Raw genomic sequence first — 25,465 nt, forward strand, 5'->3', positions numbered from 1 at the left:
AGAGATCCGTTAATTCACTACACAACCGTCGTAGATTGACTTCAGGCAGACTTCTTTGAATTCACCTTCCATATATATTTTCATTACACCATCTTTTAAATCTGGGAGAACTAAATCATTGGATGAGTATGAGTGCCCTAAATGAAATAGTGCCCACAGTGCCAGATGACGGACCTCCAAATCACTTGATGCCAGATATTTTTCAATATCCTCAACTATTCCACGTGCATTCATCTCTTCAGGATAATGTTTACATACCGTTCCAATCCCCCAGAGCAAACCCCGTTGTAAGAGTGGCAATTCAAGATAGTTGCCGTCTTGAAACAATTCGTCCCCATCTTCCAGCATATAAGAGATCAACATATGTAGATACTCATGACGCAGCAAATCGCTATTACACATAATTTGTGCCATAGCCTCAGGAGCACCCCATCCGATCCCACCTGATTCGTCATTAAGAGTCCAGAGAAATCTTCGCATAATTACACGAGCAGATTCCGGATTTTCATCGGCCATCTTTGGAACAAGAAGACCAAAACTACTTACTGCATGCCATTTAATCCGCTCATTTGCATCACACAGTGCAGAAAACAAGGCGTTTATAAGTGCAATTCTAGGGTATACTGAAAGTTTAAACTCTAACTCAGCAGGCTTGTATGTATCCAACAGTAAAAATATTTCTCTTTTAACCTGACGACGACTCAAAGACATTTTATCTTAATTTTTCCCATTGATGAACTCGAGTTAATAAACAGTAAACCTTGTGAGCAAGCAGATTCTCAAGCAATAGGTGCCCTCACATAATCCATATAAGACCAGTAGGTATCATCATTGTGTTGCAAACAAATAAAGGGTAAATCACATGTAATATGGCAGAGAATCAATGTCTATCATCCAACCGCTTCATTCCCTCCATGATCATTCCCATAAATCCGCCAAGAATATCTAACTGCTTTTCTTTATGACTCAACCCCTGGGTAAATTTAAAACGACCTTCTTCAATACCTATGATCTCATAAAAGGCATCTTTACCTGAGAGAGTACGATACTCGACATGCACGATTTCACCTTCATTAAAAAGAATATCGCCCCTGTCATCTCCATTTTCCAGCTTAAGATGTCCGGTTTTCTGATTAGAATTTACCATCTGACAAAGTTCAACAATGGAAATATCAGAGACCTGACCAACCATCCCAGAAGCGAGTTCGGCAGCCCTCTGCTCATTCATCTTGTTTATACGACTCACTAGAAGTTTATAGAAAAACACCTGAAGCGTTGGGAATCTGTTGAGAACATGCTTGAAATTTTTCTGACTCATAACAGCAACCTGACAGGGATCCGCCGCCATAATTGTCGTGCTAACACGCTCACCTGACAGCAAACTCATTTCACCAAACACTTCGCCCTTTCCAAGTTCTGCAAACACCACTCCCTGCTCATCAATGACTTCAGCACGGCCTGACAGTAAAATAAACAAGCGATTACCGGGATCACCTTTTTGGGTGATTGGAAATTGCCATGGGAACTCTGTTAATTCAAGCAACGTAGCAAGATCAAGCAGGTCCTCATCGGAAAGAACCTTAAACATAGGGATTTTACGGAGCAATCCAGCAAAATGCTGAACACCTTCAATTTTCTCTCTTTTCTCTGCCGCTGCCAACAATTTCATCTGAACCGTTGCAAATTCTTTATCTTTTTTATATTCAAAACGGATCAGGCCTGTACAGCCACCACATTCAAATTTAGCTTTTTCAGTTTTCCCGTGGGAGTATCTTTCGTAGTTACTCTCGGCAAGAGCAATGTCAACAAGATCCTTGGCAAGAGTTAAACAGGTAGGCTTGGCTGCCGGTAAGAGCAAAATACCATCACTTACCTTTAACTCCTCCCTCACATTATACAGAGGGCAATGATCGTCCTCTGTAATTATGAATACTCCATTTCTAAAATTCATGTGAAGCCTTCATCAGTCGGATCGACCAAAAAGAAGATAAATAACAAAACCCAAAGCAGCTGCTCCGCCAAACATCACCGGAAGAATTTTTTGAATATCAATTTCGCCATCCACCAGAAGCGAATTTGCATAATCTGTTCCGGAGAAATACCACGCCCCTACTCCAACTGCTATTACAATAATTTGAGTCCAACGTTGCTTATACACCATATGTGCAAGCATAAGAACGAAAGGGACCATAAGCCAGGGATTAACCAGCACACCCATATAATCAACCTCTCGTAACTGCTGATCTATATGAGTTGACTCGAACCAGTTGGCAATATCAGTGAAAATTTCCATGTACAACTCCTTAAAACAATATTCAAACTACACATTCAATGTAAACATATAATCTACTATAGATTATACCACATATAACACAATTGACGAACTTAGGTCTGACCTTCATTTTATCGACTGTTTAGAGTTAAATATCGTATTTTCTAAAAAATGAAGGTAGGTAGACTTACGGGTAAGGCAAGTATTGCAAAAAACGACTTTAAATAAAACAACGTTTACTCATTTATATTCGAATACAATGCAAAATTTCAAGAAAGATCCTATGTATTTATATTTATTAATCCTTACACTCTGCGCAACAGGGGGATTACAGGCATGGCGAACCCTGTTTGACAACTTTGCCGTCCAGGTGATAGGTCTTGACGGACACCACATCGGTGTCATTCAATCAATGCGAGAAATTCCAGGGTTTCTTGCACTACTTGTGGTCTATGTCCTGCTTGTTATAAAAGAACATAAGCTTGCTGCAATTTCCATATTTATACTAGGCCTTGGAATCTGCCTTACAGGGATTTTCCCAAGTTTTTACGGTTTGATATTCACAACCATACTTATGAGCTTTGGTTTCCATTATTTTGAGACCATGAATCAATCTTTAACTCTTCAGTATTTCTGTAAGGCTGATTCCCCTGTTGTTCTCGGCCTGCTTCGTAGTCGATCGGCTGCATGCAGTATGGCTGTAGCAATATTTTTCCTGCTATTTTCTGATTTTTTTAGCTTTACGTCAATGTACCTCGGGTTTGGACTGCTCATTATTATTGTAGCGATTTTTGCGTTAATGCAAAATCCAACACGACGAGACCTCCCCGTCCAACATAAAAAAATGCTATTCAAAAAACGATACTGCCTTTTTTACCTGCTTACCCTGCTTGCTGGAGCGAGACGACAAATATTTATTGCTTTCGCAGTATTCTTACTTGTCAAAAAATTTGATTATAGCGTTCAGGAAGTCGCCTGCCTGTTTCTATTTAACAATGCCGTCAATTATTTTCTCAGCCCTTTTATAGGCCGATGTATTGCGAAATATGGAGAACATAAAGTACTATCGCTTGAGTACAGTGCACTCATTCTTGTTTTTATAGGCTATGCTCTTGTTGAAAATAGATACCTCGCCGCTCTGCTCTATATTTGTGATCACATCTTTTTTAATTTTGCCATTGGTATAAAAACTTTTTTTCAAAAAATTGCAGACCCAAAAGATATTTCACCTAGTATGGCCGTCGGCTTTACCATCAATCACATAGCAGCTGTGGCCCTGCCTGTGGTCGGAGGATTGTTATGGCTGATAGATTACAAAATTCCTTTTTATGGGGGTGCCATCTTAAGCGTCACATCACTGATTGCCGTTCAATACATACCTGCACAATTAAAAAAACATATGAGTGCAAATAAATAATGCTTACAATCTTCTGATAAAAACCTTTTTTCACAGCGTAATTCTAATTAATTATGAAAAAAACTAACATAGTACTCATTGGTATGCCAGGATCAGGAAAATCCACGGTTGGTATTATTCTGGCAAAACTCGTTACCAAAAGATTCCTTGACACCGATATTCTCATCCAAAATATGGCCGGCAAGAGTCTCCAGTCCATCGTTGATAATGAAGGACATATGGCACTACGAGAAATAGAAGAAAAAGTACTGCTATCAGTGCGTTGTAAAAATCATATTATCGCCACCGGAGGAAGTGCCGCCTACAGTGAGCCTGCTATGTTGCATTTACAAAAGAATGGAACGATTATCTTCTTGCAAACAACACTTGCTGAACTCAAATCGAGGATTCATAATTACGAGACCAGAGGACTTGCGAAACGACCAGACCAGAGTTTTCAAGATCTCTTTGATGAGAGAGAATCATTATACAAAAAATATTCGGATGTAACTATTGAAGGATCTTCCCTGACCCAGGATCAGGTGTGCGATAAAATAATAGCACATCTCAGCTTGTGATAACTCATCAGAAAATTCAATACATAGGTAAGGAAAAGCACTAACACGAATGGATTCGAAACGTCTAGTCAGAGAAAAAAAAACTATTCAAGCTCTGCTATCCCTCTATTGTCGGCATCATCACCCATCAAAGAGCGATCAGTTATGTACAGAATGCAAAACTGTATTTGATTACGCAATAAAACGATTGAGTGCATGTCCTTTACAAAACAACAAACCAACCTGTGCCAATTGTATAATTCATTGTTATAGTAAGGATATGCAAAATAAAATTCGTAGGATTATGCGCTATTCCGGTCCCCGTCTTATTTTTAAGCATCCAATTCTTGCCATATGTCATATAATAGACGGAAGGATCAAACCCAGCCCCTTAAAAAACGACAGAAGATCAAACCCAGAAGATTAATTAACAACCACACATTACTATCTTATGAAAACAATGATTACGGGCTGTACAGGACTTGTTGGAAGCGCCCTCATAGAGGGTTTATTTAATAATGGACATTCCCTTCAATGTTTAAAGCGTGACCTCACACCCGATAGTAATCATTTCTGGGCCACAGATAGTCTACCTAAAGACGACACTAACACTTTTGAAGCTGTTATACACCTGGCAGGTGAAAATGTTGCAAATGGACGTTGGTCGCAAAAGAAAAAAGAATCTATCCTGAGTAGTCGACTAGATGGAACTCGCGAAATTATAGATTATATATCCCTACTCACAGAAAAACCGAAAGTGTTTCTCTGTGCTTCAGCCATTGGCTTTTATGGGTCCCGCGGAAACGAACTGCTTGATGAAAACAGCAGTTTAGGTGTCGGTTTTTTAGCAGAGGTATGTCAACAGTGGGAAAAAGAAACACAAAGGCTGGAGCAACTTGGCGTAAGGGTTGTAAATTTACGCTTTGGTATGATTTTGAGTGCAAAAGGTGGTGCTTTAAGCAAGATGATTCCACCATTTAAGGCGGGCCTTGGTGGCGTAGTGGGTACTGGCGAGCAGCATATCAGCTGGATATCGATTCGTGACGTCGTATCTATTATAGATTTTATAATGAATAACGAGGCTATAAATGGCCCGGTTAATGTAGTGAGTCCAATACAGTGCACTAATCGCGAATTCACGAAAACCCTCGGTGAAGTCTTGAGCAGACCAACTATTTTTAAGGTCCCGACTGCTGTTGCAAGACTCATCTTTGGACAAATGGCTGATGAAATGCTACTCACAAGTTGCAGGGTCACTCCCCAAAAACTCATGCATGCAGGGTACACTTTTTTAGACCAATCCCTCGAGTCAGTTTTAAATAATTGCGTAGAATCTCGTTAGCTATACAACCTCTGTCTACATTACAATAAAAATGCGTTTAACCAAAGAAAGGTTAAACGCATCAATTTCAACAAAGTAACAGTAATTTGTTACGGTTACTTAGAACATATTCGTTGTTGTGCCTCTTCATATCTAGCAATTGTTTTATCAATAATTTCTTGAGGGAGTTTCGGTGCAGGTGCTGTTTTATCCCAATCAAGGGTAGAAAGGTAATCTCTTAGGAACTGTTTATCAAAACTCGGCTGAGACTTACCAGGTTCATACTCATCCATTGGCCAAAACCTGGAGGAGTCTGGAGTGAGCACTTCATCAATAAGGATGAGTCTGCCGTCTACTTCACCTAATTCAAACTTTGTATCCGCTATAATGATCCCCTTGGTTCGAGCATAATCAGCTGCTTTTGTATACAGGGCAACTGAAATTTCAGCGATCTTATCAGCTTTCTCTTTTCCAACAATCTCCCTCATCCTTTCCATGGAAATATTTTCATCGTGATCTCCCAGATCCGCCTTTGTGGAAGGAGTAAAAAGAATCTCCGGAAACTTATCGGACTCTTTCATGTTTTCAGGAAGTTGAAATCCACAAACATTTGTGTCTTTTTTATAGGCACTCCAAAAGGACCCTGAGATATATCCCCTGACAATACATTCAATAGACAAAGGTTGCGTCTTTTTAACAAGCATCGACCGACCACGAAGGGCATCAGCATACGGTTGACACACTTCAGGATACTCTTCAACCACTGCAGTAATTAGATGGTTTTCAACAATATCACCAAGTAAATCAAACCAGAACAATGAAAGCTCGGTGAGGACGGCACCTTTTCCAGGGATAGGATCTTCCATGATCACGTCATAGGCAGACAGACGATCAGAAGCGACCATCAGCAGTTTATCATCATGCCCGGGAATTTCGTACATATCACGGACCTTGCCTCTATGTTTAAGAATCAGGTTTGGGAAATCGGTGGTTTTTACAGCATTTGTCATTTTATTGTTCTCCTATGGTTACTGTCTCAACTGCATCATCACTTCCGGACGGCAAATAAATATCACAGGAAGGATTTTGATATTCTGTGAGTCTCGCCGTCAATGATCCAATTGCAATTTTTGAATTTATTTTTACCGGAACCCTGCATTTATCATTTGTATACCAGATCACAGTGTCACCCTTTTTATCATAGAGCCCTTTAAATTTCATCACTGGCATTATTTTAGCTGCTGCAACATCACCCAGAATTGTACCTTCAAGGGTTGTGATTTCAATTGGATGGACAGCAACCTCCACCCGTTTTTTATCTGCAAAGGTAGGTACAAGAAAGGGTTTATCTTTTACAAACGTCATAAGACGACTATTAAAAAACGAGGAAAACTCGTTATTCACTGGACCATCTAACTGGTATTCTGCTTTTAGCTCATCATCTTTCGTATATCTTACACTATATTTTTCCTGATCGAACTCTATATACCTGTGTGCAGTATAACTATATCCCTCGTCCTGCCATACTTCGTAAAGATAGGGAAGCTTGTCAAGCCCCTGCACCTTAGTCACATGTAAATCGGAGATGGGGTAGAAAAGGTGTACGGCTCCGCCTTTCGTTGTTATAAATGCACGAATCTCAAAGCCATCATCCACTCCATCAATTGCGTTCATCTCAAGGTGAAGCTCACCTATCTTGATTCCACCACTCCAGGAAACATCATATTTTAAAAATTCTTTCCCTGAATACCCATAGTGAACCAGATTTTGATCTATAACACCAACGGGTATGATCTTAGCAGTGGGAGCTATATCTGATGATTCAACACCAGCACTGACAAGTGAACAAATCGCCACCGAGAAAATAGTCAACACAAGAAACCATCTAGCTTTAAAGAGTTGCAAGAGAGACCCATGTGGCAAGAAAGAGTGTTATACTGATAAATCCATTCATTGAAAAAAATGATGCCTGTATACGAGACAAATCATCCGGTCGTACAAGCATGTGTTGATACAAAAGAGCAGCAGAGGTCAGTGCAATACCAATGTAATAGTAGACATTGAGCCCTTGTGTCCATCCGGTTATTATAAAAAGAACAAAGGCTAGAATATGAAACAAGCCCGCTAGTCTGAAAGCATTACGTTTACCGAGCCTTGACGGGAGAGAATACAAACCTCTTTTTTTATCAAACTCTGCATCAAGACAACCGTAGATTGTATCAAACCCTGCAACCCAAAACAGAACTCCCAAAGATAGAACAAAGGGATAATCAACCATACTATTTTTTACAGCAACCCACCCGCCAAAAGGTGAAAAGGCCAGTGCTATACCGAGAACAATATGACAAAGGGACGTAAATCTTTTGGTGACCGAGTAAAACAAGGTCAACCCTAAAGCAAGTGGTGAGAGCAATAAAGTCAGCTCGTTAAGATTATAACATGCGAAGAAAAAAATCATCGCTGAGACAATTATCATGAGCCATGCTTCTTTAAGGCTCACCTCACCGGCTGGAATTGCCCTTGTCGCTGTACGGGGATTATCTCCATCAAATTTCCGGTCAATGATTCTATTAAAACCCATGGCAGTCGTTCTGGCCCCTACCATTGCAACAATAACCCACAACAGAGTGGGTATTTCAGGAAAACCTCGAGACGCTAAAAAAGCTCCGATAAAAGCGAAGGGCATTGCAAATATGGTGAGCTTAAACTGGATCATCTCCAGTAAAACTTTAACTTTGTTAATAACAGACATGTGCTACCATCTTTTTCGATTAGGGCTATCAATACCTATCTGATCGGCCAGCCGCCAGGCATAGGTTCTTGCTGCTTCCTCAAGGCTCTTTGGCTTGAGATAATAACTGGGCATCGTAGGACACAGTGTTGCACCTGCATCATGAACAGCAAGCATATTCAGTAGGTGCGTTCGATTAAGAGGTGTCTCTCGAACAGCCAGCACCAGTGGTTTTCTTTCTTTGAGCATAACATCTGCTGCTCGGTGTATCAGATTAATTGACATTCCCCCGGCAATAGACGCAAGACTTCCCATAGTACAGGGTAGTATAACCATTGATGAATAATCACTAGATCCAGAAGCAGGAGACGCTGCAAGGTCAGCCACATCATACCACTTGGAGACACAGGGCAGATCCGTTGGAGCAAGACCCTGCTCCATTCCCAGCACCTTCTCACCAGAACCGGAACAAATACCATGAACAACAAGATCCATAGCATCGAGATTGTCTAAAAATGCTTTGAGAAAAAGCATTCCGCTTGCTCCGGTCACTCCAAGCAAAATTTTATGGGATTGACTCTGTTTCATATCGTACTGCCTCATACCTGCTAACTCAAATTTGCGAACATTTTAAGAGGTAAAGCCTGACTACTTATGATCTCACGACGAATAAGTAATTCAAAAAACGATTCAAGTGCCTTACATTTTTTCGGTGAGAGATCGTATTGAATACCCTTAAGGTAATCACGACACTTTTGCTTTGAAAGGGGAATTCTTTGAGCAGAAATCTCACAAATTTCATCTAATTTCTCAGCCCCCTCATCTCTACAACGCAACAACTCTCTGTGAATTTCTGACAACATTTCGGGCTCTCTTTCACAGAAATCTTCCCTTACCGCACACACCGCATAGACAAAAGGCAGGCCTGTTTTGCGTTTCCAGATATCACCAAGGTCAAATTGATACAAATACGTGGCACTCTCAACCAGTCGAAGAGCGTCGTCTCCAATTGCCAGGACTGCCTTAAATTCTTTTTCTTCGGCTTTAAGTATATCACCGGTATGGTAAACAGGAGTCACTCCATGAAACTCTTCTAATATTATTTTAACCAGCTCAACTGATGTCTCAGATTGTGAGGTTAACAAAATATCATTTTGGTGCAACTGATCAATAGGCACATGAGACAGGAGCACAACAGAAGCTACAGGTCCATTGGCACTAATTGATAATCCGGACAATATCTTGTATTTGTCGGGGTGTTTGGCGTATTCAAAACTTGATACGAAACCTAGATCAATCTCACCTTCTTCAAGTTTACTGTTTAAAACCGACGGAGCATCTTCAACGAGCTCCCAATCAGGTCGTAGTACACTATCCTTCCATCTTTGATGAATAGGCGCAGTGTTCAGGTAGTTAACGATTCCAATTCGTGCGACGATATCAGCTGACTGTTGAGTAGACATAGTCCTTAATTGCTCCTGGGATTCCCAAATGTTTGCTGGATCCATTCTATTTTTTCAGGCCTGCCATTTGATACCAACATGTTTAATAACTCGCTCTCTGTAATGCAATTTATACTTTTATTACTATAGACATGAAGAAATGCGGCATTTTTACCTTTCGCTATGGTTCCAAATCGGTCGCTTTGACCAAAGGCATCAGCTCCAGCCTTTGTGGCCATAGCGAGAATATCTGATGCCTTTAGAGCTGGATAATCTCTTCTTATAATTTTCATTTCTTCCCACATATCCAAATGGCTATTAGACGCAATGGAGTCAGTCCCAATTGCTGGAAGCAGCCCACAAGAAACCATATCCTCTATGGGTGCCTTACCTGAATGAAGAAAATTATTTGATCCAGGGCATACACAGATATGCGCACCAGATTCCTTTATAGAAACCAGATCTGCCTGAGTGACATGAACACAATGTACAAGCAGGGTCTTATCGTTTAATAAACCAAGATTGGAAAAATATTCTACAGTAGTGCCGGCATTAGAACCATACTCAAAAAAATCATCCTTCCAAACACCTCTTTTAACCAGAAAATCATAAAAAAGGCCCTCAGCTGATCTGATAAAATCAGTCTCAGCACTTACTTCAGCTGTATGGACAGAAAAGATAGATCCTAGCTTATCTGAGCGTTGTTTTATCTTTTTTAAGAGTTCTGGACGGGTTGAGTAAGGAGCGTGTGGAACTGTTATAACCTCAGAATCAAACTCACTCAATCTATTGTACGCTGCCTCCACGGCCTCCTTAGATGAGCCGAGCATTTCCAGCATATGGTAAACCTCAGGCAGTTGATCTTTTTTAGGAGCAAGTGAGCTTCCCAAAAAAGAATTGCCAATATCACCAATAAAAACTACCCCGGACTCAAACTGCTGAGCAACCTGCTCACGAGCTATTTCCAATATTGTATTTTCACTACTACCTGGGCCAAATCGTTGTTCAAGAAGATCTTCCACCCAGTCGGTGAATGTTTTTTCAGGGGCGAGAGGTTTAATTCCAGTCAGGTGGGATAATTCCAGATGTGAGTGAGCATTTACAAGAGCTGGCAGAAACACTCCAGTAAAGTATTCAACCTCTATATCAGGATATCGAGCGGATAAAAGTTCAACTTCACTCACATCCTGTATCTGCCCATCCCCAAGTAGCACAGCACCATCTTTAACTGCCCGGCCTGTCATAGTGAGAAGCCAGGGAGCACAAACTATGCGTTTTGTATAGGTTTGAGCGGATATACTCATAATCTCAGCCCAGTTACCTCAGTTAACGAGAGTGTAATCCATTAATCTCTGTCGAGGTGTATAACCTGCATCGCTTACCAAGCGCCTGATCTCCTGCTCTGAAAGACTAAAGCTCACTCCAGCGGCTGCCACAACGTTCTCCTCAATCATGGTGCTACCAAAATCATTTGCACCAAAAGAGAGAGATAACTGTGCGATTTTAGGTCCCTGAGTAACCCAGGACGCCTGAACATTATCTATATTATCCAGATATATTCTAGATAATGCCAGCGTCTTTAAATATGTGAGGGAGCTTGTTTTTTCAATATCTGCAAACACAGTGTTATCTGGCTGAAATGACCAAGGTATAAATGCGGTAAATCCACCTGTTTCATCCTGAGCATTTCGCACCCTACGAAGATGCTCTAAGCGTTCTTCTTTGGTCTCAACGTGTCCAAACATCATAGTAGCCGTAGTACGAAGTCCCAATTTATGGGCAGTAGTCATTACCTTAAGCCATTCGTCTGCAGTACATTTCTTTGGAGCAGTCAGATTCCGCACCCTGTCAGAAAGTATTTCGGCGCCTCCTCCTGGTATTGATCCAAGGCCTGCATCCATCAACCGTTGAATCACAGTTTTAACTGATAGATTTGATATCTCGGCAAAATGATGAATCTCAGGAGGAGAAAAACCGTGGACATGAATCCCGGTATCTCTCATGAAGCGAACCATTTTTTCATAGTATTCCAGAGTCAAGTCAGGATGAAGTCCCCCTTGAAGCAAAATCTGTGTACCACCAAGATCCTGTGTCTCTTGTATCTTCTTCTCTATTTCGTCAAAACTCAGTAGAAAACCATCCGGATCTTCAGGTCCCTTGAAAAAAGCACAGAATTTACAAGCCGAAACACAGATATCAGTATAATTAATATTTCTATCAATTACATAGGTGACATGTTGTTCAGGATGTTTTTTCCTGCGCACCATATCAGCAAGAAAACCAAGAGTATGCAAATCTGCATTCTCTTCCAGATACCTATAGTCCTCATCACTGATGCGGCTATTTGAGCTGATTTTTTCGATTATCTTCTCAAGCATATCAAAGCCTCCGAGCCTTAGTCACAAACGTTCATATCTTCATAGAGAGTATCCCGTAACACCGGAATCCTACCAGACTCTTTGATAAGTCGAATAAGCGTCTTACTACCTATGCCCTGCTCTGTTTCAGCACCTGCCATATGGGTAATTACTTCCTCTTTCACCGTGCCGTCCATATCATCGGCACCAAATGAGAGCGCCAGTTGCGCCATTTTAGGACCAATCATCACCCAATAGGCTTTAATATGAGGAAAGTTATCCAACATAAGTCTTGAGACAGCAATGTTTTTTAAATCACTCATCCCTGTTGTTTTAGATATATCGGACATCTTAGTGTTTTTAGGGTGAAAAGCAAGAGGGATAAACGCGAGGAAACCGTTGGTCTCATCCTGGGCGTGACGAAGTGCATCAAGGTGTTCTAAACACTCATCTACGGTCTCAATGTGACCATACAACATAGTTGCATTGGTTTTAAAACCTTGTCTGTGAGCAATCTTTGCAATGTCTAACCACTCATCACCGGAAATCTTCTTTTCACAGGTGATTTGCCTAATTCTTGGACTAAACACTTCAGCTCCACCTCCAGGAAGAGAACCGAGTCCTGCATCGCGTAGTAGCTCAAGTGTTTTTTCAATGGATTTTCCTGCAAGACTTGCAAAATGGGCAATCTCAACACAGGTGAATGCCTGGATATGCATTTCAGGCTTCACCTCCTTAATTCCTTTTAGAATTTCGAGGTAATATTCAAACGGCAGATCGGGATGAATACCACCAACCATATGTACTTCGCTGATTGGTTCGTCAAGCCTGTCACGCACCTTCTGCTTAACATCCTCAACACTCATCTCATAGGCAAGGTCTGAGTCTTTCTCACAGCCAAATGCACAAAACTTACAGAGATTAGTACATATATTGGAATAATTAATATGCTGATTGTAAATAAAATACGTATTATCGCCGTTCTTACGATTTCTTACCATATTGGCCAAATACCCGAGAGCCAAAATGTCATTACATTCGTAGAGGGTTTTGCCATCAGCAAGAGTCAATCTTTCTTCTGATTTAACCTTCTCGAGGATTGTTCCTAATCCCCGTTCAACAATTATATTTTCCATAATAAACAAAAAAGCCGGGTTATTAACCCGGCTTTATCTATATATAGTTAGCGATATCAATCGATAAAAAACTTCAATTTTTCCCTGCGACTGGAATGACGCAATCTGTTAAGCGCTTTCTTTTCAATTTGTCTAATACGCTCTCTTGAAACATTGAAAAGCTTACCGATCTCTTCAAGGGTATATTCAGCTTTTTCACCAATTCCAAAACGAAGACGAATGATTTTCTCTTCCCTCTCGCTGAGGGTCTCCAGAATATCATTTACCCTGCCGGAAAGTTCACGAGTCTGCACCGCATCATATGGTGATTGTGATTCCTGATTTTCAAGAAAATCGCCGAGGGTTGAGTCATCATCACCAACAGGTGTTTCGAGCGAAATAGGCTCTCTTGAAGCTTCCAGGATAGACAAAATCTTATCCATAGGTAAACTCGTCGCCTTAGAAATTTCAAGGGGCGTCGGTTCGCGACCAAGTTCTTTAAAAAGAGCATAAAACGCTTTAAAGAACTGGCTTCTGAGTTCAAGAAAGTGAACAGGTAAACGAATTGTCCTGGTCTTATCTAGAATTGCACGGGTAATGGCCTGACGGATCCACCAACTAGCATAGGTAGAGAATTTATTACCCTTGGTGTAATCAAATCGGAACACCGCACGCATCAACCCAAGGTTACCTTCCTGAATAAGGTCTGCCAGAGTCAACCCCTGATGCATATATCTCTTAGCAATAGAGACAACAAGCCTCAAGTTTGCCCGAATCATCGTGTCTTTGGCAACTTCAATAGATCTGCTATAGGCTTCAAGCTTGGCCTGCAACTCAAAAAGACACCTGATATCAGGGTATTTTTTTGAGGTACTAATTACATTGTAACGCATGAAGTTGAGCTGTTGTTTCTTTGGTTTAAGCGTAGGATCACGCTTTTCCCATAGATCTATCCGCTCCCGGAGTAACTGGATTTCACGCACACCAGATTCATCTTCACGAATAGCAGTTATAATTGCTTCAAATCCCTGACGAATGGTTTTGGAGTATTTTGCTTCTTCTTCAGGGGTAAGCAGATCAAAACGTCCCATTTCCCTTAGATAGGTTGTGGTCGTTTCTTCCGCTTCATGGGTTTCTTCATCTGATGAGTTTGCAGCAGCATCTTTTTCGGGGTCAACTGCAGACACATCATTTTTCTCCCAGACTTCTCCGGAGAGCGTTCGTTTCTCACCATCTTTTTCAACAGTGACTATTTCAATAGAATGAGCACCTAGAAAGTTAAAAATCGATTCTATTTCATTTGGGTCTTTTATTTCATCGGGAAGGAGGTCGTTAAGGTCGTCGAAGCTGATACAACCTTCTTTCTTACCGGCTTTTAGTAGGTTTTCTTTAAGTTCAGGCAGCACTAGACACCCACTCCATATCTTGAATTTTAAAGACTATGTTGTATTACTACCTATTGGTGGTAATCGCGATAGCCTCAAGAATCACCAAAGGGTATTTTGAAGATTTTTGACAAAAAAAAAGCTGACGAGACAAACCTCGTTAGCGTTTAGTAAATTGAGAAGAACGTATTAGTACACCATCTATATAAAAATTGCAATTTTTAAAAATAATAAACCACCATGTAGTAATAGCCCTTTTGAAACCTTGCACTATACTATGCACTGAGTATCACAGTTTCAACCTTGACCCACATTTTTCTTTTAAAAGTTGACCAAATCTCCTACAGAAAAGGATATTTTATGATACCTGAACGCTCAAGTGGTATACTTGCCCATATCACATCTCTACCATCCCCCTTTGGCATCGGGGACCTGGGACCATCTTGCTATGAGTTTTTAGATTTTTTAAATAACTGCCAGCAGACGTATTGGCAATTCTTACCCACCAATCCAACCAATGGCCACTTTGATTATTCCCCTTATATGGCAAACTCTGCCTTTGCCGGAAACCCTCACCTCATTTCCCCTGAACTGCTGTTACAGGCAGGTTATATAGAAAAATCAGAGTTAGATAATTTCCCACCCTTTTCTCCCTACATCGCTGAATTGGATCAGGTTGTACCCTTAAAAACACAATTGTTAAAAAAAGCATTCATACAATTTAGTAATGTCATTCCAGAAGATTACAACGATTTCCTGACCCAAAACAGTTGGCTTAACGACTATTCTATTTTCATGGTGGCCAAAGAAATCTACAACAATCAAGGTTGGTTTTCCTGGCCTGCTCCTCTCGCCAAAAGAGACCAAACAGCCCTTGATAATTTCAAAGAGCAGCACCAGAGTAAAATCAACTATTACAACTTTGAACAATACGAATATTTCAGGCAATGGCGGCTGCTTCAGAAAGAAAGTAGATCCCGTGACATCCAGCTCTTTGGCGACCTGCCAATCTACGTGAGTTATGACAGTGTTGATGTTTGGGCCAACCAGGACCTCTTCACCTTAGATCCCCAATCCCTTAAACCCACTCATGTATCAGGGGTCCCTCCTGACTATTTCAGCAAAACAGGACAACGGTGGGGTAATCCACTCTATAACTGGCAAAGTAAATCAAAAGATATCCAGGGTAAACTTGTTACGTGGTGGACCGAGAGACTTCGTCACCTTTTTACCCAGGTGGATATTGCACGAATTGATCACTTCAGAGGATTTGAATCATACTGGACGATTCCTGAAGAAAACGAAGATGCTACTACAGGAGTTTGGCTCAAAGGCCCTGGAAAAGTTTTTTTCAATGAGATCGAATCACGTCTTGGAAAAATGAATATAATTGCTGAAGACCTGGGTATAATAACGGAAGAAGTCGTTAAACTACGGGATGCATTACATTTTCCAGGAATGAAGGTGTTGCAATTTGCCTTTGATGGAAACCCCGAAAACAGTTTTTTGCCTCACAATTTTGAGACAGATCAATGTGTTGTATATACAGGAACCCATGACAACGACACCACCATGGGATGGTTTTTAAGTGAACAGTTGAATGAAAAGCAACGTAATGAGGTGAAATTATCAGCCAACAGATCACCTAATGATGCATCACCAATCAATAAAGACATGATGTACCTCGCCCAGGCCTCTATTAGTAAGCTGTGTATTTTCCCCCTCCAGGACGTCCTCGGCTTTGGCAACGACTGCAAAATGAATAGCCCGGGAGAACCGAAGGGTAACTGGAGATGGCGTTGCAGCAAGGAGTTCCTCAGCGAAGATGTTTCGCAATACCTTGCACAATCAACAATACGCTTTGGTAGAAATCGTAAAGAAAAATCTTAAATCCAGTTAATTTACAAGTGTCAAAGATCACTGAACACAACACGATGCGATACTTCTTTAAACAAAGTGTTGACATCACCCATAAGGTTAAGTATAAACACGCCTGCTGGCCCCATCGTCTAGTGGCCTAGGACACTGGCCTCTCACGCCGGTAACAGGGGTTCGAGTCCCCTTGGGGTCACCAGCAAACAAATTCAAGCACTTAGCGATCATTCGTTAAGTGCTTTTTTTATTTCCTGACTTTCTCATCTCTAAAATGAAACCTATCCTCAATTAGAAATGTAATTGTCTTTTAGCCCGAATTTCTCATTAATTAGAACAAAAAAGGCCACAAAAGTGGTATATTTAACGTTATCTCAAGACGTTAGATAATCCAACAAAGGTGGCCTTATGGAAACAGAGTGTACAAAAAGTTACCGTTCATTTCAAGTCCTGGGAAAAAGAAGGATTGTTGCTGATTTCAGTGGTGGAACCATAACTTCCGATGGAGGGGCGCTGTTACTTCGAGAAGTTGAGCAACGAACAGCAATTCTCCAACGTTTTTCAGAATGTTTTACGGACTATCGAGATTCCAAACGTATTGAACATAGCGTACTATCTCTGGTTTCCCAGCGGGTTATTGGCATGGCTTTGGGATATGAGGATCTTAATGACCATGACCGTCTGGCCAGTGATAAAATGCTTGCTGTAGCAGTAGGTAAAAAAGATCCCCAAGGCCTGGACCGTAAATCCATAAAAGACAAGGGCAAGCCCCTGGCAGGAAAAAGTACCTTGAACAGGTTGGAATTGACAGCAACCGATGCAGATTCGAAGAGTGCCTACAAAAAAATTGTCCTGCAACCAGAATCTGTAGACAATCTTCTAGTTGATATCTTTCTCGAATCACAAACAAAAATCCCTGAAGAAATAATCCTTGATGTTGATGCTACTGATAATCCCTTACATGGCAATCAGGAAGGTAAATTTTTCCACGGTTACTATAAAGCGTATTGTTACTTACCGTTGTACATTTTCTGTGGAGAACATCTGTTGTGTGCACGGCTCCGGACTGCCAATAATGATGGCGCAGCTGGTACAGTTGAGGAGGTGGATCGCATAATCGCGCGTATTCGCTTATCTTGGCCGGACACTCGAATAATTATTCGTGGTGACAGTGGTTTTTGTCGTGAAGAGATCATGGTCTGGTGCGAAGATCATGATGTTCACTTTCTTGTTGGAGTTGCTAAAAACAACCGCCTTGCTGAGGAAATTGCAGAAGAACTGGCGCTAGCCAAAGCGTTGTATCAATGCAGTGGAAAAGCGTCACGCGTGTTTAAGGATTTTTGTTACAAAACTTTAAAAACTTGGCGATGGCATCGTCGAGTTGTAGGAAAGGCTGAACATTTGGCCAAAGGATCAAATCCACGATTTGTCGTTACCTCGTTACCAGCTGAACTCTATGGTGCTCGTGATTTGTATGAAATGATGTATTGTGCCCGGGGTGATATGGAGAATCGCATAAAGGAGCAGCAGCTGATGCTCTTTGCAGCAAGAACCAGTACCAAGAAAATGCACAGTAATCAAGTTCGACTCTATTTCTCCTCTCTGGCCTACGTTCTTACTCAAGCCCTGCGTCGTCTTGGCCTTGAAGGTACTGTGATGGCAAAAGCTCAATGTGACACCATAAGAATTAGATTATTCAAAATTGGAGCAAGGGTGAGACTGACAGTAAGAAAGGTTTGGATAGCATTTGCCGAAGGATATCCCTATAAGGAGATCTTCGATCAGGTTTTGAAAAATATCGGCAGAATACCCATCAGGCATTAACTGTGAATTCTGAATGAGCAGTGCAATCGACAGTTGAGGTGCGTTCTCTGGAGAAAATAACTCAAGGATTTTCGCTAGAAATGGCCTCAAAATAACCGGCGTTGGTTGATTGCTAGTGCTGAGATTTGAAAGGTCGCACTAATTCATCTTTTTATAGTAAATGAGCCACCGCCTCCGCGAAATTTTACACCTTATGAGAAATCCGGGTTAGATTCAAATGACATTTCACAACCAGTGATTGGATCTCGAAACGCTGTTTTCTTTGAAAGGAGCTGAAGTGGTCGATTGTAGTCATCAACCGCCTTTTCTTTTAATGTAGGATAATATTGATCATTGACAATGGGGAGACCAAGTCCACTGAGATGAATACGAAGTTGATGTTTTTTCCCAGTAAGAGGAAGAAGCTGCAACAACGCCCGTTGGCCTTGCCGTCTGAGTAGTACTATTTTTGACCGGGCATTAACCTTGCCCTCACAGGTTTGCATTCGAAACCAGGGTTTGCCCTTTTCGATACGATTCTCCACCAACCATTCGGGCTCTATAATATCACCCGAAAAATTGACGACAGCCTGATAGGTTTTCTGAACTTTTCCATCCACAAATAGTTGTTGATAAAGGCCCCTTGTTTCTTTTTGGGCAGATATCAGCACGATCCCTGCAGTCCCCCTGTCAATTCTATTAATAGGAGATAAGAAGTTATTTCCTGTGCTCTCTTTTAAACGATTAAGGAGGGTTTCTGTGACATAGGGGCCACCTGGAGTGACTGGTAAAAAATGGGGCTTGCACACAACAATTAAATGATCATTACTAAAAAGAATGCGCTCCTGAAAAGGAATGACCGGTTCTTCTAGCACTTCTCGAAAATAAAATAATCGCTTATTAGGTCTATACTTCGATGTTAAAGAGACAGGCGTTCCATCTTCTGCAAGTAACTTCCCTGAGGTTAAACGTTCCCGCCATACCCTTTCACTAATTTGGGGAAAGCGACCAACGAGGAAGGCCAATAGAGTAGGATATGGTTTATCCACTTCAGGCATACACACAGTCGACGCACTTGGCGAAATACCCAATATATTGTTCCTTGCTAAAATTTGAACTAATTATGAGATTTTGCATCATCACTCAACTCCCAGCGCTATAAGGATATACCGTACACAGTTAGCATAGGTTGCGGCAAAGATGCGAAGACATCTGTTTAACATACTACGTAAACAGCAATATGTTCAGAGAACTTTTCCTCTAGATTCGATATTCGTTATCTGGTAACAATCAATGGATAGTTAAATGACATAGAAATTCAAAATTCTGATGATACTTTTGCCATATAGTGACTCAATGCATAATAGACCCTTCGTTTATCGCCCATTACCTCATTTTTCAAGAAAGCTAGAGCACGTGGAAGGTGTGGATCCATCCGGTTATACTCGTATCAGCAAGGTTATCGACCGACTTCTGGAAAATCCAGGCAATTCAGATGGCAAGATGCGAGGCCTCTATAATGGCCGTTTTAAAAAGTATGTCGGCCGAAAGGACTATCGACTGATCTATTACTGGTGTCATTTATGCCGTAAAGAAAATCGGCGATTGGAGGAAAAATGCGATGGTTGTGATGAACTACCGGACAACAGTGTGATATTTTTCGATCTTTACCACAAAAAAGATATGAAAAAATTCAAGGAATTGTAAAACTGACACCAAGGGTCCCCAAAGGTAAACACTGAGGTCACCCCTCTTTTTTTATCAACATTCACTTCACAAACATTTGAGGATCTACATTTTGAATATATTCCAAATCACTCCGGTTATGTTTCCCCACTTCTAAAAACATAAAGGCAAATAGCGGCTTGGTTCCATAATCTATAGGTCGCAGATCAATGATGGAGGGAAACATTTCTTCAAGCTGTTTGTAGTCAAACCACTGGCCAATCTTGAGGTCGCTATTATGTTCAAGTATCCCTATGGCATATTCAGTCTCTTGCTTATCCCGTAGTATTTCATCCCATGCTGGAACCTTTTTTTCTATAAAATACTCGTAGACATTTACGCCATAAGCATAAAATGCAATATCAGTTGAACACCAGCCAGCAAACCGAAGTGGATTTACCTCAATTGGGCGAACCTCACCATGTTCATCTATACGTATTTCGGCATGAACAGGAAAACCTCTTAGATCGCCAATAGAGCTCAGTTGCTGTAAAAACTTCATCACACTATCAGAAAGTTTTTCAATAATAGAAGCTGAAGTTACATACAACCTGTCACTCATATCATGGGCCCCATTGAACCTATGCTCAAGTATATTTAAAATAACAGGACTATTATCATCATCAAAATACGCATCGACAGCGTATTCAGTACCTTCTATAACAGACTCTATAATAAATACGCTGTCATCAATCACTTCTTTTGAAAAGGTCCTGCTTCCCTCTCGGGTCTTTTCAAGAATGTCATTTTTAGCATCTTGCCACTGTCCCTCATTATCAATCCGGTAAACTCCAGCGCTTAAAAAACCTACCGTTGGCTTAATAACAAAAGGTTTTCCAACATCAGAAAAAGAGAGGGTTTGAAGATCTGTACAGGCTATTTCTTTAAAATAAATATCAGGGAAAATTTCCTGGGTCGCTTCTCTAAAAAGAAGCTTGTTTTTAAGAATTTTAACCTTACTCAGGATCTCTGAATCACTTCCACAAAGATCTGCTATAACCTTGATCCCATTTTCACTATTAGTATAGATCCATCGATTATGGTTATTTTCAATGTGCTCTTTTGCCTGTTCTTTTGTTACATAGTTGACCCCATTTGCCACTTGAGCTACAAGGAACTCCGTGGGCAAAACAGGTACCTGAGACTGTTTGAGGTAATTAATTGCAACATCAGAAACATATGGTTCGTCAAAAATAAACATGGTTATCTAAACGTTGTAAGGTACAGATACGGACCCCAGGTAATACAATTTTACCCAGGGTTTCTTCAGAAATATACGTAATCAGGCTTTTTCAAGAGCCTTGGAAAAATCTTTAATAATATCGTCAATGGACTCGATTCCAACGGAGACGCGGATAAGTTCAGGTAAAACACCAGCACTACGCTGATCTTCTTCGCTGAGTTGCCTGTGTGTCATACTGGCTGGATGCAACACTCCGGTTCGAACATCAGAGACATGGACTACTTTTTCAGCAAGCGTTAAAGCATCCATCACTTCTTCTGCTTTTTCACTGCCACCGGCAACACCAAAGGTGAGAACCCCACTGCCAGCCTTCATATACTTTTTACACAGCTCGTAATTTGGATCACTTTCCAAAAGTGGATATTTAACCCAAGTCACTTTCTCATGTTTTTCAAGAAATTTGGCTAGTGCCAGGGCATTATCACTATGTCTCTCCATTCGTAAATGCAGGGTCTCCAGACCTTTATTAGATAAAAAAGCGTTTTGAGGTGCCATATAGCAACCAATATCTCTCACCCACTGAACCCTCGCCTTGACGATATAGGCTGCTGGCCCGAAGGTGTCAACATAGCTTAGCCCATGATAGGACTCATCTGGCTCTGTCATTCCAGGAAACTTCCCGTTGGCCCAATTAAATGTGCCGCCATCTACAATCATTCCACCAACACTGGTTGCATGTCCATCTGTATATTTTGTCGTCGAGTGAATCACTATATCAGCACCATACTCAAGAGGTCGGCAGAGATATGGTGTGGGAAAGGTATTATCAACGACAAATGGAACGTCCAATTTTTTTGCAATTGCTGCGAATTTTTCAAAGTCTAACACCTTGGTTCCAGGGTTAGACAAACTCTCTCCAAAAAGGAGCTTTGTATTATCTTTAAACAATGCCTCTATTTCTGCAGCAGGTAAATCCGGGTCAACAAAACTTACCTCAATACCTAACTTTTTCAGAGTGTGTTTGAAAAGATTGAACGTACCACCATATAGTGTAGACAGAGCCACCATATGATCCCCTGCTTCACAAATATTTAAAACAGAAATAGTAGAGGCAGTCTGGCCGGAAGATAAGGCCAGGGCACCAACGCCACCTTCCAGCTGAGCCATTTTGTTTTCAAATACTTCTACTGTGGGATTGCTGATTCGTGAATACATATGACCTGCTACTTTCAGATCAAACAGATCAGCTATCTCTTTGCAGGTATCATATTTGTACGTTGTGCTCTGGACAATGGGCACAACTCGTGGTTCACCATTTTTAGGACTATATCCGGCCTGAACGGCTTTAGTTTCAATATTCCATTCATCACTCACTATCATTCACCATTAAAAAAATTAATATAAAATTTCCCAAAGAAGATTAACTATGCTTTGTGGTTACATAGAACGATAGTAAGAAATAAGATTTAAAATTGAGAATTCAAGCGGGTTACTTCGATTTGGAAGGAAATAATAAAGGCACTGTAATTAATAGTTTTTTAGATCATCAGAACTTTGTGCGAACTTCGCCATTAAAACAACAATAAAAGGCGGCAGTCCAGTAACGAATAGCCGCCTTGCATGCATGTATAATTACTGTTTTATTGGCTCACCAAAAGGATTAAGCCTACTCGCTGCTGCAACATCTACTGTTACATAGAAGTTAGCCTGGGTCTTTCCTAAAGATCCAGCACCAGATTCAGTCAGCACAACCATGCAGGTCTTATTGGGTTTAGTAAAGGCCAACATTACACTGTTATACGACGCCTCTCCCACCAGTTTCCATTTATTGTTTCGCATGGAGGCAATAATGTAATCACGAAGCGAAGAGACCTGAACACGCCCCTTGTATACATGGATTCCACCCTGAAAGGAATCTGTACGCATTGCCATGCTGCTTTTTGCGTCCAAAACCATCTCAATGGGTAATTCAATATCGCCATAGCTTTCCACAACGGTAGTAACCGGAGCAAGGTCACTATCGGCCATTGACTCCATAGACTGCTTGTTTTTACTCGCGCAACTACTTAAGGAACCAGCTAAAAGCAAGATACAGCAACCATAACCAATTTTCTTACAATACGATTTAATTTGCATAACGTGGACTCCCTTATAGGAAAATATTAAAACCTGTGAGCATAAATTTATAATACGACAGGGTTTTCTTTAAAATGATTTATCAATTAATTGACCATTATTGAAGAAAAATGGCAACAAAGCAAGAGGAATCGGTCAATGTGATTGAAATTTGTATACATTTATAGTTTAGAACACTGACCAGAATATCAGTTGCAGGACATTTGTTTGCATATGGCAGGCCAATAAAAAATAACTATCAAAATCAAGGAACTACTATAATGAATAGAATACCCGTTGACACCCTTCCGATTCGTCTTGGCCAGTTTTTAAAACTGGCAGATATGGTTCAGGATGGGATCGAAGCAAAGATCAGGATTCAGGAGGGAGAAGTTATGGTCAATGGTACTGTTGAAACCAGAAGAGGTAAACAACTGCAACATAATGACATTGTATCTCTTTTAGATATGAAGGCACAGGTACTGCATAACAATTAAAAACCTGTTTTGTCATTAAGCGTATTCAATTGTGCAGCTATCATGGTTCCAGCAATTTGTATACATCAATCTCTGATGTCATTCCACGTAAGAGCTTAGGGCCAAGCAACTTGGCATCAAACTTTCCACCCAACTCATCCCACGCCTCTTTTGTGAGCAGAATCTGTCCCTGGTCCATTTCTGATGCGAGCCTCTGGGCAATATTAACTTCCGTACCTATAACAGTGTAATCGACCCTTTTACTTGACCCAACATTACCCAGAAACAAGGGACCACGACTCACCCCCACCCCAAGGCTTATCTGTTTAAATACAGGATGAGCATCAGCCCAATAGTCTTGAAGTTCTTTAAATTTAGCCACAAGCTCACGGGCAACATTCACAGCAGAAACGGTTTGATTATCATGGGGTATAGGTGCACCAAAAACTGCCAAGGCAGCATCCCCCATAAATTTATCCAACATTCCTTTATATGAGAACACAACAGAGGTAAGTAGTTCAAAGAAGATATTTAAAAACTCTCGTAGCTGACGCGGTGACACCTGCTGAACTAAAAGTGTAAAATTTCTTATGTCTGCAAACAACACAGTAAGATCTTGAATACTACCAACATCCATCAAATCCTGTCGACTCTCAACAAGCATTTTGGATACTTCAGGAGACACATATTGTTCAAGTAGAGTGCGGATTCTACTCTGTTCTTCTCGAGCTTTTAAGGATCGGATATTACCAAGAGCCATCATTGCCTGATCAGAAATGATAGAGAGCATTTCAAGATCAGAATCAGAGAATCTACAATCGTTCTCCGTTTCACTCACATTAATAACACCAACCACCTTATTTTTAAGGGTGAGAGGAAATGAAATTGCTGCCGATAATTCAGGTCGAACCATAAGGCTGCTGTAGGCCGTTTCAGACAAATTATCCCGGTTAAGAATAGCTGGAATATTTGATTCAAAAACTTTACCGGCAATTCGCTCACCCGGCTGAATTTGCAGATTATCCACATAGTGCTGATCTAAACCTCTATGTGCAACGATCTTTAATGTCCCTTTTATGTCATCAAGCATCATTATGGATACTGTGGATGAGCCAAATTCATTTCTTATTATTTCTGCCAGTTCATCAAAGATCTCATCTTCACTTGATACGAGTAAGAGTTTCTGACCGAGTTTATACAAGGGCAGAAATGCCTTCATACGGGTGATTTCTTCACGGCTAGTCACCGTTTTAAACAGATCGACAACCGCTTTTTTCAGTTCTGTCATGGAAACCGGCTTTATACAAACCTTATTAATTCCACAATTGGTAGCCATGACCACTCGTTCAAAATCGCCATCATCCACAAGGAGGATCCCTTGTAAGACAGGATTATGAATTCTAAGACTTTTGAACAACTCTATATCAACAGACCCATCTGACGATGAGTTAATTATGACCAGATTAATAGTCTGTGAAAGAGGAAGCGCGGCAAGATTAACAGGAACATCAGCACATATCACCTCATGTCCCAAGGGCTTTAAGGCCTTAACACAACCAGTTGTTATCTGATTACTTCCATCAATTAAAAGAATACTACTCAAAGATCCTACTCCAATCGTGTTCAATTTACTGGACTGAGTAAAATGAGCTAGCGAGGGGGGGGAAGCTATTCCCCTCCTCCACTATTCACTACCCATACATAGGGATTACTTT

At 40.9% G+C, this 25,465-nt stretch carries 25 protein-coding genes and 1 tRNA gene; 9 read left to right on the forward strand and 17 right to left on the reverse strand.

Annotated elements, in window-relative coordinates; genetic code table 11:
* Positions 1 to 9 precede the first annotated feature (9 nt).
* The 3 genes from ACX6CI_RS07800 to ACX6CI_RS07810 form a co-directional block, all read right to left on the reverse strand.
* Positions 10 to 711 (reverse strand): DVU0298 family protein, encoded by a 702-nt coding sequence (locus tag ACX6CI_RS07800; protein ID WP_458777603.1) that lies wholly within the window; start codon positions 709 to 711, stop codon positions 10 to 12.
* Positions 712 to 880: 169 nt separating this feature from the next.
* Positions 881 to 1,951: a DUF4388 domain-containing protein gene (locus ACX6CI_RS07805; RefSeq protein WP_458777604.1), complete on the reverse strand. Its 1,071-nt coding sequence runs from the start codon at positions 1,949 to 1,951 to the stop codon at positions 881 to 883.
* Positions 1,952 to 1,963: 12 nt separating this feature from the next.
* Positions 1,964 to 2,293 (reverse strand): hypothetical protein, encoded by a 330-nt coding sequence (locus ACX6CI_RS07810; protein ID WP_458777605.1) that lies wholly within the window; start codon positions 2,291 to 2,293, stop codon positions 1,964 to 1,966.
* Positions 2,294 to 2,555: 262 nt separating this feature from the next.
* Between ACX6CI_RS07810 and ACX6CI_RS07815 the strand changes: the two genes are divergently transcribed.
* The 4 genes from ACX6CI_RS07815 to ACX6CI_RS07830 are packed head-to-tail and all read left to right on the forward strand — an operon-like array spanning position 2,556 to position 5,567.
* On the forward strand, positions 2,556 to 3,689 hold the full coding sequence (locus tag ACX6CI_RS07815) for an MFS transporter (RefSeq protein WP_458777606.1): 1,134 nt from the start codon (positions 2,556 to 2,558) through the stop codon (positions 3,687 to 3,689).
* A 53-nt stretch (positions 3,690 to 3,742) separates the two neighbouring features.
* Positions 3,743 to 4,246, forward strand: a complete 504-nt coding sequence (locus ACX6CI_RS07820; RefSeq protein WP_458777607.1) for a shikimate kinase — start codon at positions 3,743 to 3,745, stop codon at positions 4,244 to 4,246.
* Between the two features lie 49 nt (positions 4,247 to 4,295).
* Positions 4,296 to 4,652 carry a nitrous oxide-stimulated promoter family protein gene (locus ACX6CI_RS07825; protein WP_458777608.1) on the forward strand — a complete coding sequence of 119 codons (357 nt, stop codon included), beginning with the start codon at positions 4,296 to 4,298 and terminating at the stop codon, positions 4,650 to 4,652.
* Between the two features lie 24 nt (positions 4,653 to 4,676).
* Complete coding sequence (locus ACX6CI_RS07830) at positions 4,677 to 5,567, forward strand: TIGR01777 family oxidoreductase (RefSeq protein ID WP_458777609.1); 891 nt, start codon at positions 4,677 to 4,679, stop codon at positions 5,565 to 5,567.
* Between the two features lie 95 nt (positions 5,568 to 5,662).
* Here ACX6CI_RS07830 and ACX6CI_RS07835 read toward each other — a convergent pair whose 3' ends face one another.
* From ACX6CI_RS07835 to ACX6CI_RS07875, 9 genes are read right to left on the reverse strand one after another with little or no spacing between them, the layout of a single operon-like run.
* A complete protein-coding gene (locus tag ACX6CI_RS07835) occupies positions 5,663 to 6,556 on the reverse strand; it encodes a phosphoribosylaminoimidazolesuccinocarboxamide synthase (RefSeq protein ID WP_458777610.1) in 894 nt (297 codons plus the stop codon).
* 1 nt (position 6,557) lies between these two features.
* Positions 6,558 to 7,421, reverse strand: coding sequence for a DUF3108 domain-containing protein (locus ACX6CI_RS07840; protein WP_458777611.1), 864 nt, complete (start codon positions 7,419 to 7,421; stop codon positions 6,558 to 6,560).
* Between the two features lie 16 nt (positions 7,422 to 7,437).
* Positions 7,438 to 8,298 carry a UbiA-like polyprenyltransferase gene (locus ACX6CI_RS07845; RefSeq protein WP_458777612.1) on the reverse strand — a complete coding sequence of 287 codons (861 nt, stop codon included), beginning with the start codon at positions 8,296 to 8,298 and terminating at the stop codon, positions 7,438 to 7,440.
* 3 nt (positions 8,299 to 8,301) lie between these two features.
* Positions 8,302 to 8,865 (reverse strand): UbiX family flavin prenyltransferase, encoded by a 564-nt coding sequence (locus ACX6CI_RS07850; protein ID WP_458777613.1) that lies wholly within the window; start codon positions 8,863 to 8,865, stop codon positions 8,302 to 8,304.
* 20 nt (positions 8,866 to 8,885) lie between these two features.
* Entirely contained in the window at positions 8,886 to 9,740 is an 855-nt protein-coding gene (locus ACX6CI_RS07855) for a menaquinone biosynthetic enzyme MqnA/MqnD family protein (RefSeq protein WP_458777614.1), read from the reverse strand.
* A 5-nt stretch (positions 9,741 to 9,745) separates the two neighbouring features.
* A complete protein-coding gene (locus ACX6CI_RS07860) occupies positions 9,746 to 11,023 on the reverse strand; it encodes an amidohydrolase family protein (protein WP_458777615.1) in 1,278 nt (425 codons plus the stop codon).
* Positions 11,024 to 11,041: 18 nt separating this feature from the next.
* Positions 11,042 to 12,097 (reverse strand): cyclic dehypoxanthinyl futalosine synthase, encoded by a 1,056-nt coding sequence (gene mqnC / locus ACX6CI_RS07865; protein WP_458777616.1) that lies wholly within the window; start codon positions 12,095 to 12,097, stop codon positions 11,042 to 11,044.
* A gap of 17 nt (positions 12,098 to 12,114) precedes the next feature.
* Positions 12,115 to 13,212 carry an aminofutalosine synthase MqnE gene (mqnE, locus tag ACX6CI_RS07870; RefSeq protein ID WP_458777617.1) on the reverse strand — a complete coding sequence of 366 codons (1,098 nt, stop codon included), beginning with the start codon at positions 13,210 to 13,212 and terminating at the stop codon, positions 12,115 to 12,117.
* 56 nt (positions 13,213 to 13,268) lie between these two features.
* Positions 13,269 to 14,597 carry a sigma-70 family RNA polymerase sigma factor gene (locus ACX6CI_RS07875; RefSeq protein ID WP_458777618.1) on the reverse strand — a complete coding sequence of 443 codons (1,329 nt, stop codon included), beginning with the start codon at positions 14,595 to 14,597 and terminating at the stop codon, positions 13,269 to 13,271.
* Between the two features lie 261 nt (positions 14,598 to 14,858).
* On the opposite strand from ACX6CI_RS07875, the gene malQ reads away from it, so the two are divergent.
* From malQ to ACX6CI_RS07890, 3 genes are all read left to right on the forward strand, one after another.
* A complete protein-coding gene (gene malQ / locus ACX6CI_RS07880; RefSeq protein ID WP_458778449.1) occupies positions 14,859 to 16,466 on the forward strand; it encodes a 4-alpha-glucanotransferase in 1,608 nt (535 codons plus the stop codon).
* 108 nt (positions 16,467 to 16,574) lie between these two features.
* Positions 16,575 to 16,650: transfer RNA gene (locus tag ACX6CI_RS07885), tRNA-Glu, on the forward strand.
* Between the two features lie 206 nt (positions 16,651 to 16,856).
* Positions 16,857 to 18,272 (forward strand): IS1380 family transposase, encoded by a 1,416-nt coding sequence (locus ACX6CI_RS07890; protein ID WP_458775562.1) that lies wholly within the window; start codon positions 16,857 to 16,859, stop codon positions 18,270 to 18,272.
* Between the two features lie 191 nt (positions 18,273 to 18,463).
* On the opposite strand, the gene ACX6CI_RS07895 is transcribed toward ACX6CI_RS07890, so the two are convergent.
* Positions 18,464 to 19,342 (reverse strand): pseudouridine synthase, encoded by an 879-nt coding sequence (locus ACX6CI_RS07895; protein ID WP_458777619.1) that lies wholly within the window; start codon positions 19,340 to 19,342, stop codon positions 18,464 to 18,466.
* Positions 19,343 to 19,607: 265 nt separating this feature from the next.
* Between ACX6CI_RS07895 and ACX6CI_RS07900 the strand changes: the two genes are divergently transcribed.
* Complete coding sequence (locus ACX6CI_RS07900) at positions 19,608 to 19,958, forward strand: type II toxin-antitoxin system RelE family toxin (protein WP_458777620.1); 351 nt, start codon at positions 19,608 to 19,610, stop codon at positions 19,956 to 19,958.
* A gap of 61 nt (positions 19,959 to 20,019) precedes the next feature.
* Here ACX6CI_RS07900 and ACX6CI_RS07905 read toward each other — a convergent pair whose 3' ends face one another.
* The 3 genes from ACX6CI_RS07905 to ACX6CI_RS07915 all read right to left on the reverse strand — a co-directional run bounded on the left by ACX6CI_RS07905 (position 20,020) and on the right by ACX6CI_RS07915 (position 23,295).
* Positions 20,020 to 21,177 carry an ATP-grasp domain-containing protein gene (locus tag ACX6CI_RS07905; RefSeq protein WP_458777621.1) on the reverse strand — a complete coding sequence of 386 codons (1,158 nt, stop codon included), beginning with the start codon at positions 21,175 to 21,177 and terminating at the stop codon, positions 20,020 to 20,022.
* Positions 21,178 to 21,258: 81 nt separating this feature from the next.
* Positions 21,259 to 22,539, reverse strand: coding sequence for an O-acetylhomoserine aminocarboxypropyltransferase/cysteine synthase family protein (locus tag ACX6CI_RS07910; RefSeq protein WP_458777622.1), 1,281 nt, complete (start codon positions 22,537 to 22,539; stop codon positions 21,259 to 21,261).
* Between the two features lie 252 nt (positions 22,540 to 22,791).
* Entirely contained in the window at positions 22,792 to 23,295 is a 504-nt protein-coding gene (locus tag ACX6CI_RS07915) for a hypothetical protein (protein ID WP_458777623.1), read from the reverse strand.
* A gap of 260 nt (positions 23,296 to 23,555) precedes the next feature.
* On the opposite strand from ACX6CI_RS07915, the gene ACX6CI_RS07920 reads away from it, so the two are divergent.
* Positions 23,556 to 23,771 (forward strand): RNA-binding S4 domain-containing protein, encoded by a 216-nt coding sequence (locus ACX6CI_RS07920; protein ID WP_458777624.1) that lies wholly within the window; start codon positions 23,556 to 23,558, stop codon positions 23,769 to 23,771.
* A gap of 40 nt (positions 23,772 to 23,811) precedes the next feature.
* On the opposite strand, the gene ACX6CI_RS07925 is transcribed toward ACX6CI_RS07920, so the two are convergent.
* The gene (locus tag ACX6CI_RS07925) at positions 23,812 to 25,353 is read right to left on the reverse strand and encodes an adenylate/guanylate cyclase domain-containing protein (RefSeq protein ID WP_458777625.1); all 1,542 of its coding nucleotides are present in this window, start codon (positions 25,351 to 25,353) and stop codon (positions 23,812 to 23,814) included.
* Between the last annotated feature and the right edge of the window lie 112 nt (positions 25,354 to 25,465).

Source organism: Desulforhopalus glucosivorans (assembly GCF_054397165.1).

Excerpts from the sequence above, each read along its gene's own strand:
- ACX6CI_RS07800 (WP_458777603.1), bottom strand. The coding sequence starts at position 711 with ATGTCTTTGAGTCGTCGTCAGGTTAAAAGAGAAATATTTTTACTGTTG.
- ACX6CI_RS07805 (WP_458777604.1), bottom strand. The coding sequence starts at position 1,951 with ATGAATTTTAGAAATGGAGTATTCATAATTACAGAGGACGATCATTGC.
- ACX6CI_RS07810 (WP_458777605.1), bottom strand. The coding sequence starts at position 2,293 with ATGGAAATTTTCACTGATATTGCCAACTGGTTCGAGTCAACTCATATA.
- ACX6CI_RS07815 (WP_458777606.1), top strand. The coding sequence starts at position 2,556 with ATGTATTTATATTTATTAATCCTTACACTCTGCGCAACAGGGGGATTA.
- ACX6CI_RS07820 (WP_458777607.1), top strand. The coding sequence starts at position 3,743 with ATGAAAAAAACTAACATAGTACTCATTGGTATGCCAGGATCAGGAAAA.
- ACX6CI_RS07825 (WP_458777608.1), top strand. The coding sequence starts at position 4,296 with ATGGATTCGAAACGTCTAGTCAGAGAAAAAAAAACTATTCAAGCTCTG.
- ACX6CI_RS07830 (WP_458777609.1), top strand. The coding sequence starts at position 4,677 with ATGAAAACAATGATTACGGGCTGTACAGGACTTGTTGGAAGCGCCCTC.
- ACX6CI_RS07835 (WP_458777610.1), bottom strand. The coding sequence starts at position 6,556 with ATGACAAATGCTGTAAAAACCACCGATTTCCCAAACCTGATTCTTAAA.
- ACX6CI_RS07845 (WP_458777612.1), bottom strand. The coding sequence starts at position 8,298 with ATGTCTGTTATTAACAAAGTTAAAGTTTTACTGGAGATGATCCAGTTT.
- ACX6CI_RS07850 (WP_458777613.1), bottom strand. The coding sequence starts at position 8,865 with ATGAAACAGAGTCAATCCCATAAAATTTTGCTTGGAGTGACCGGAGCA.
- ACX6CI_RS07855 (WP_458777614.1), bottom strand. The coding sequence starts at position 9,740 with ATGTCTACTCAACAGTCAGCTGATATCGTCGCACGAATTGGAATCGTT.
- ACX6CI_RS07860 (WP_458777615.1), bottom strand. The coding sequence starts at position 11,023 with ATGAGTATATCCGCTCAAACCTATACAAAACGCATAGTTTGTGCTCCC.
- mqnC (WP_458777616.1), bottom strand. The coding sequence starts at position 12,097 with ATGCTTGAGAAGATAATCGAAAAAATCAGCTCAAATAGCCGCATCAGT.
- mqnE (WP_458777617.1), bottom strand. The coding sequence starts at position 13,212 with ATGGAAAATATAATTGTTGAACGGGGATTAGGAACAATCCTCGAGAAG.
- ACX6CI_RS07890 (WP_458775562.1), top strand. The coding sequence starts at position 16,857 with ATGGAAACAGAGTGTACAAAAAGTTACCGTTCATTTCAAGTCCTGGGA.
- ACX6CI_RS07900 (WP_458777620.1), top strand. The coding sequence starts at position 19,608 with ATGCATAATAGACCCTTCGTTTATCGCCCATTACCTCATTTTTCAAGA.
- ACX6CI_RS07905 (WP_458777621.1), bottom strand. The coding sequence starts at position 21,177 with ATGTTTATTTTTGACGAACCATATGTTTCTGATGTTGCAATTAATTAC.
- ACX6CI_RS07910 (WP_458777622.1), bottom strand. The coding sequence starts at position 22,539 with ATGATAGTGAGTGATGAATGGAATATTGAAACTAAAGCCGTTCAGGCC.
- ACX6CI_RS07915 (WP_458777623.1), bottom strand. The coding sequence starts at position 23,295 with ATGCAAATTAAATCGTATTGTAAGAAAATTGGTTATGGTTGCTGTATC.
- ACX6CI_RS07920 (WP_458777624.1), top strand. The coding sequence starts at position 23,556 with ATGAATAGAATACCCGTTGACACCCTTCCGATTCGTCTTGGCCAGTTT.